Origin of the sequence: Bradyrhizobium sp. (genome assembly GCF_049798375.1) — a bacterium.
In the GTDB taxonomy this organism is placed as follows: Bacteria; Pseudomonadota; Alphaproteobacteria; order Rhizobiales; family Xanthobacteraceae; genus Bradyrhizobium.
This window is the reverse complement of sequence record NZ_JBARGP010000724.1, coordinates 1-6,467: the sequence shown is the minus strand read 5'-3', so window position 1 is coordinate 6,467 and position 6,467 is coordinate 1. Positions and strand designations below refer to the sequence as shown.

Annotated in this window: 6 protein-coding genes; 3 read left to right on the top strand and 3 right to left on the bottom strand. The window is 64.7% G+C overall.

The genetic code is table 11. The features are described 5' to 3' along the window. The coding region (gene rph, locus WA702_RS28110; RefSeq protein WP_425113806.1) for a ribonuclease PH at positions 1 to 486 on the bottom strand (486 nt) is incomplete at its 3' end. 149 nt (positions 487 to 635) lie between these two features. Here rph and hrcA point away from each other — a divergent pair. Both hrcA and grpE read left to right on the top strand, forming a co-directional pair. Beyond that, the gene (hrcA, locus tag WA702_RS28105) at positions 636 to 1,724 is read left to right on the top strand and encodes a heat-inducible transcriptional repressor HrcA (protein ID WP_425113805.1); all 1,089 of its coding nucleotides are present in this window, start codon (positions 636 to 638) and stop codon (positions 1,722 to 1,724) included. Positions 1,725 to 1,847: 123 nt separating this feature from the next. Further along, a complete protein-coding gene (grpE, locus tag WA702_RS28100; protein WP_425113804.1) occupies positions 1,848 to 2,468 on the top strand; it encodes a nucleotide exchange factor GrpE in 621 nt (206 codons plus the stop codon). Positions 2,469 to 2,530: 62 nt separating this feature from the next. On the opposite strand, the gene pncA is transcribed toward grpE, so the two are convergent. Together pncA and WA702_RS28090 are read right to left on the bottom strand one after the other, a co-directional pair. Then, positions 2,531 to 3,247, bottom strand: coding sequence for a bifunctional nicotinamidase/pyrazinamidase (gene pncA, locus WA702_RS28095; RefSeq protein ID WP_425113803.1), 717 nt, complete (start codon positions 3,245 to 3,247; stop codon positions 2,531 to 2,533). A 93-nt stretch (positions 3,248 to 3,340) separates the two neighbouring features. Further along, positions 3,341 to 4,279: a hypothetical protein gene (locus WA702_RS28090; RefSeq protein ID WP_425113802.1), complete on the bottom strand. Its 939-nt coding sequence runs from the start codon at positions 4,277 to 4,279 to the stop codon at positions 3,341 to 3,343. 398 nt (positions 4,280 to 4,677) lie between these two features. Between WA702_RS28090 and dnaK the strand changes: the two genes are divergently transcribed. Then, on the top strand, positions 4,678 to 6,467 hold a 1,790-nt coding region (dnaK, locus tag WA702_RS28085), incomplete at its 3' end, for a molecular chaperone DnaK (RefSeq protein ID WP_425113801.1).

The following is a 6,467-nucleotide window of genomic DNA, read 5'->3' as shown; positions in this document are numbered from 1 at the left end:
GATCGCGGCCACATTGTCGCGCAGCACGTTGGCCTTGATCATGTTGCGCGCCTTCATCCACGTGATGCAGTCGGCGAGTGCCACCCAGGCACCGGTGATCGAGGCGGTGCGGGTTCCGCCGTCGGCTTGCAGCACGTCGCAGTCGACCGTGATCTGCCGCTCGCCGAGCGCTTCGAGGTTGACGATGGCGCGCAGGGAGCGGCCGATCAGGCGCTGGATTTCGACCGTGCGGCCGCCCTGCTTGCCGGCGGAGGCCTCGCGGCGGGTCCGCTCCAGGGTTGCGCGCGGCAGCATGCCGTATTCGGCCGTCACCCAGCCCCTTCCCTGCCCCTTCAGCCAGGGTGGCAGCCGCTCTTCCAGGGTCGCGGTGACCAGGACATGGGTGTCGCCGAACTTCACCAGGCAGGAACCTTCGGCATATTTCACCACGCCGCGTTCCAGGCTCACGGCGCGCAGTTCGTCGGGTGCACGGCGGCTCGGCCGCATGGGGATTCTCCGAACAAAGGCAAAAATCGGGGTTGGGGCCTTGTAGGGGGGTGAGGGAGCAGCGGCAAGGGCTTATGCATCTCTGCATAGCCGCTTGCCACCGGGCTGCCGCAGCGACACATTAATCGTCTGTTGGGAGGAAACACCGGGTGGCTCAGCACGATCCGATCAATCTGTTGTCGCCGTTGGCTGGGCTTGCGCAGCTCAACGAGCGGTCGCGCGAGATTTTCCGGCAGATCGTCGAAAGCTACCTTGCCACCGGCGAGCCGGTGGGCTCGCGCAACCTTTCGCGGCTGATCGCGGTTCCCCTATCGCCGGCCTCGGTGCGCAACGTCATGGCTGATCTGGAACAGCTCGGCCTGATCTATGCGCCGCATACATCGGCGGGCCGGCTGCCGACCGAACTCGGCCTGCGCTTCTTCGTCGATGCCTTGATGCAGGTCGGCGATCTCACCGCGGCCGAGCGGCAATCGATCGAAGGCCAACTCGCCTCCGTGGGCCGCGCCCAATCGGTCGAGGCGGTGCTGGACGAGGCCCTGACCCGGCTCTCGGGCCTGACCCGGGCGGCTTCGATCGTGCTGACCGCCAAATCCAATTCGCGGCTGAAGCATATCGAGTTCGTGCGGCTGGAACCGGAGCGGGCGCTGGTCGTGCTGGTCGGCGAGGACGGCCAGGTCGAGAATCGGGTGCTGGCCCTGCCGCCGGGGGTACCGACCTCGGCGCTGATCGAGGCCGGCAATTTCCTCAATGCACGGATCAGGGGCCGGACCTTGGCCGAGGCCCGCCTCGAGCTCGAAACTGCACTGGGACATGATCGCATCGAGCTCGACCAGCTGACCCAGAAGGTGATTGCGGCGGGGATCGCAAGCTGGTCAGGCGGCGACAATGAGGACCGGCAGCTGATCGTCCGTGGCCATGCCAATCTTTTGGAGGATCTGCACGCGCTCGATGATCTGGAGCGGGTGCGGCGGCTATTCGATGATCTCGAGACCAAGCGCGGCGTGATCGACCTGTTGGGCCGCGCCGAGAGCGCCGAGGGCGTGCGTATCTTCATCGGCTCCGAGAACAAATTGTTCTCGCTGTCCGGTTCCTCCACCATCGTGGCGCCCTATACCGATGCTGCCGGCCGCATCGTCGGCGTGCTCGGGGTGATCGGCCCGACCCGGCTGAACTATGCCAGAGTGATCCCGACCGTCGACTACGCTGCACGCATCCTCAGCCGCATCCTGGGTGGCTGAGCCGCGCGCAAATTCGCGAGATCCGGGCCAGTTGCAGGCTACGCTTGATTTTCGCCATCTAAAGCACGATATCCCGGCGGACAACTCCTCCCCTTTCCAGCTGATTTTGCGAGAAGTCTATCCATGACCGATCCCGACCTGCAGAAGAATGATCCGGCGAACCCGGCGCAGGCCAGCGAACCCGTCGTCTCCAAGCCTTATGTGATGCCGGATGATCCCGAGACCGGCGCCAATGAGGCGCTGGCCAAGGAGGCCGCGGACGCGCGCGACAAGATGCTGCGCACGCTGGCGGAGATGGAAAATCTGCGCAAGCGCACCGCGCGCGAGGTGGCGGACGCGCGGACCTACGGCATCACCGGCTTTGCTCGCGACGTGCTCGACATCGCCGACAATCTGCAGCGCGCGCTCGACGCCCTGCCGGCGGAAACCCGCGCGGCAGCGGACCCCGGCCTCATGGCGCTGATCGAAGGCGTCGAGCTCACCGAGCGCTCGCTGCACTCCACACTGGAGAAGAACGGCGTCAAGAAGCTCGATCCCGCAGGACAGAAGTTCGACCCCAACTTCCATCAGGCGATGTACGAGGTGCCGGACGCATCGGTGCCGTCGGGCACCGTGGTGCAGGTGGTCCAGTCCGGCTACACGATCGGCGAGCGCATCCTGCGCCCGGCGCTGGTCGGCGTCTCCAAAGGAGGCGCCAAGAGCGCACCCGCAGCCGCTAATGACGAGCCCAACAGCGCGAGCTGACCGCGTACTTTTGTCACAAACCCACAAACGCCGCGCAGTGATGCGCGGCGTTTGCATTTGGATCAGGCCGCAATGTCGTCGGACTTGATCCGCTTCACGCCGGCCGCCGCCATGTCGGCCCAGGCCTTGGCCAGCGAGCCCTGGGTGTCGATGCCGCGGCAGGCGTCCTCGACGACATAGGTCTCCAAGCCCGCCTTGCGCGCATCGAGCGCGGTCCAGGCCACGCAAAAATCGGTGGCCAGTCCGGCAACGAAGACACGGTCGATGCCGCGCGCTTTCAGATACGCGCCGAGACCCGTGCTGGTCTTGCCGTCGGCCTCGGTGAAGGCCGAGTAGCTATCGACGTCATTGTGGAAGCCCTTGCGGATGATCAGCTCGGCTTGCGGGATCGAAAGATCCTTGGATAGCGCCGCACCTTCGGTGCCCTGCACGCAATGGTCCGGCCACAGCACCTGCTTGCCGTAAGCGAGGTCGATCACCTCGAACGGCTTCTTGCCGGAATGGCTGGAAGCGAACGAAACATGTGCCGGCGTGTGCCAGTCCTGGGTCATCACGACGTTGCCGAAGGCTTTGGCGATCTTGTTGATGATCGGCACCACCTGTTCGCCGTCTTTGACGGCGAGGCTGCCGCCGGGCAGGAAGCAGTTCTGTACGTCGATCACGAGCAGCGCCGCCGTCTCGCCAGGCTTGATCGCATCCGCTGCGAAGGCGCCGCGCCCGGCTGCGGTCGCAAGCCCGGCCGCGCCGAATCCCGCCAGAATCTGCCGTCGATCCCACATCGCGCTTCCCCCATTGCCTATGGAAATGGGCACAGCAAACCAGCTTGCCGGGCAGGCGTAAAGCGCGTTTCTCCCGCCAGAGAGTGACGCGCGTCAGCCCCTCGGCTGGATGCCGTCGCGCACGGCACGGAAGCGCGGGAACGCGTCCGACCACTGGTCGCGCGGCGCGCTGCCGAAGATGCGCAGCGTGTTCGGGCCGCCAAAACGCAGCCATTGCACCACGGTCACGGGGGTATTGTCCTTGCCGCTGGTGGCGTCGATGCGCGTCTCATAGGCCGGCAGGCCGTCGATCCGGATCGGCTCCGACATCGTGATTCGCGCGTCGCGAACGCCCGGGATCGTGGTTGCAGCCTGCTGGGCGAAGCGGGCGCGATCGCCCGGCTCCGGTGGCGCACCGTTGATGATGCTGATCACGATGAAGGGCGCAGCCTCAAAACCCTTGGCCTCGTCACCATCAGCGAGGATCAGGGCCGCGCCGGGCGCCAGCGTGCGGATGGTCTTGAAGTTGCCGCGCTCGGTCAGCTGGAACGGCATCAGGCCGAGTTGTTCGTCGACCGGGACCTCCTTGCGGATCGCAGCGGAGGCGAACATCTGGCGCACCGCATCGTCGGTGTAGATCTTGCTGGCGGTCTCGGGGATCTGCACGGCGACATAGCCGGAGAAGGTGCCTCCCGGCAGGATCATGGAATAGCGCCGCACCGGCGCATTGCCATCCTTGCCGTTCTCGACGGTGTAATAAGCGAGGCCCGCCGACGTCTCGATACTCTCGGGCTTGACGCCGCCAGTCCCGGCGGGATTGCCGGCGAACGCGGTCTTCACCTCGCCATAGGCCGCGGCGGGAAGCTCGGTCAGCAGCACCTTGACGCTATGGTCCTCGGTCTCAAATCCCGGAAATGTCTTGGCGACGCTTAAGCCCACCAGCGGCGCGAGCCCGACGCGCACACCCGGCGGAAACACGGCATCCGCGGCGAAGGCCGGCCGCAACATGGCGGAGACAAGGACAGCCGCCGTGAGCAATCGGAAAAGCATCATGAAAAACCTGCCTCGTTGACCAAATGCCGTTCTCCGCCACATTGGCTGGCGTTCGGTCGGACGCTTTTAACGGGTTTGTTGGACCAGCAACAGGCCGGTGCCCTCGATTTGAAGTTCCGGCTGTGGCGCACGCTTCAGGCATTGCGGATCAGGGCCGCAAAGCTCCGTCAATGGGCGATCAGGACGCTGTTTTTGCTCGAACGCCTGCGCCTGTCAGCGGCGCTGCAAATGCGTGGGTTTTCGGTACCAGAGGTAGCAATCCGGTCCTTGCGGGGCGGTCCCCCCCTCCTATATGAGGCTCATCGTCGCAATATCGCGAGCATTTGATCTGAGGGGGTTTTGGATGGGGCGCCGTCAGGGCCCCTCCCGACCTGCTTCAAAAAGAAGGATATGAGACCATGGGAAAGGTCATCGGGATCGATCTCGGCACCACGAATTCGTGCGTGGCCGTAATGGACGGTAAGACGCCAAAAGTCATCGAGAATGCCGAGGGCATGCGCACGACCCCGTCGATCGTCGCGTTCAGCGATGATGGCGAGCGCCTCGTCGGGCAGCCTGCCAAGCGTCAGGCCGTCACCAACCCCGAGCGGACCTTCTTTGCGGTGAAGCGCCTGATCGGCCGCCGCTACGACGACCCGATGGTCGAGAAGGACAAGAAGCTCGTCCCCTACAAGATCGTCAAAGCCGGCAACGGCGACGCCTGGGTCGAGGCCGACGGCAAGACCTATTCGCCCTCGCAGGTCTCCGCCTTCATCCTGCAGAAGATGAAGGAGACCGCTGAGGCGCATCTCGGCCAGAAGGTCGACCAGGCCGTCATCACGGTCCCCGCCTATTTCAACGACGCCCAGCGTCAGGCCACCAAGGATGCCGGCAAGATCGCCGGCCTCGAGGTGCTGCGCATCATCAACGAACCGACCGCGGCCGCGCTGGCCTACGGCCTGGACAAGACCAAGGCCGGCACCATCGCGGTGTATGACCTCGGCGGCGGCACCTTCGACGTCTCGATCCTGGAGATCGGTGACGGCGTGTTCGAGGTGAAGTCGACCAATGGCGACACCTTCCTCGGCGGTGAAGACTTCGACATGCGTCTGGTCAACTACCTGGCCGACGAATTCCAGAAAGAGCAGGGCATCAACCTGCGCAACGACAAGCTCGCGCTGCAGCGTCTGAAGGAAGCCGCTGAGAAGGCCAAGATCGAGCTGTCGTCGACCACGCAGACCGAGATCAACCTGCCCTTCATCACCGCGGACCAGTCCGGTCCGAAGCATCTGACGATGAAGCTGACCCGCGCCAAGTTCGAAGCGCTGGTGCAGGATCTCGTCGAGAAGACCATTGAGCCCTGCCGCAAGGCGCTGAAGGATGCCGGCCTCACCGCCGGTGAGATCGGCGAAGTGGTGCTGGTCGGCGGCATGACCCGCATGCCGAAGATCCAGGAAGTCGTGAAGCAGTTCTTCGGCAAGGAGCCGCATAAGGGCGTCAACCCCGACGAGGTGGTGGCGATCGGTGCTGCGATTCAGGCCGGCGTGCTGCAGGGCGACGTCAAGGACGTGCTGCTGCTCGACGTGACCCCGCTGTCGCTGGGCATCGAGACGCTCGGCGGCGTGTTCACCCGCATCATCGAGCGTAACACCACGATCCCGACCAAGAAGAGCCAGGTGTTCTCGACCGCCGAAGACAATCAGAACGCGGTCACCATCCGGGTCTTCCAGGGCGAGCGCGAGATGGCGGCCGACAACAAGATCCTCGGCCAGTTCGACCTGATGGGCATTCCGCCGTCTCCGCGTGGCATGCCGCAGATCGAAGTGACCTTCGACATCGACGCCAACGGCATCGTCAACGTCTCGGCCAAGGACAAGGCGACCGGCAAGGAGCAGCAGATCCGCATCCAAGCTTCCGGCGGTCTGTCGGAGTCCGACATCGACAAGATGGTCAAGGACGCGGAGGCCAATGCCGCCGCCGACAAGAAGCGCCGCGAGGCGGTCGACGCCAAGAACCATGCCGATGCGCTGGTGCATTCCACCGAGAAGGCGCTGACCGAGCATGGCTCGAAGGTCGCCGAGACCGAGCGTCGCGCCATCGAGGATGCCGTCAGCGATCTGAAGGAAGCGCTGAAGGGCGACGATGCCGAGGCCATCAAGGCCAAGACCAACACGCTGGCGCAGGCTTCGATGAAGCTCGGCGAGGCCAT

Coding starts and splice junctions, on each gene's coding strand:
- grpE (WP_425113804.1), top strand. CDS start 1,848: ATGACCGATCCCGACCTGCAGAAGAATGATCCGGCGAACCCGGCGCAG.
- pncA (WP_425113803.1), bottom strand. CDS start 3,247: ATGTGGGATCGACGGCAGATTCTGGCGGGATTCGGCGCGGCCGGGCTT.
- WA702_RS28090 (WP_425113802.1), bottom strand. CDS start 4,279: ATGATGCTTTTCCGATTGCTCACGGCGGCTGTCCTTGTCTCCGCCATG.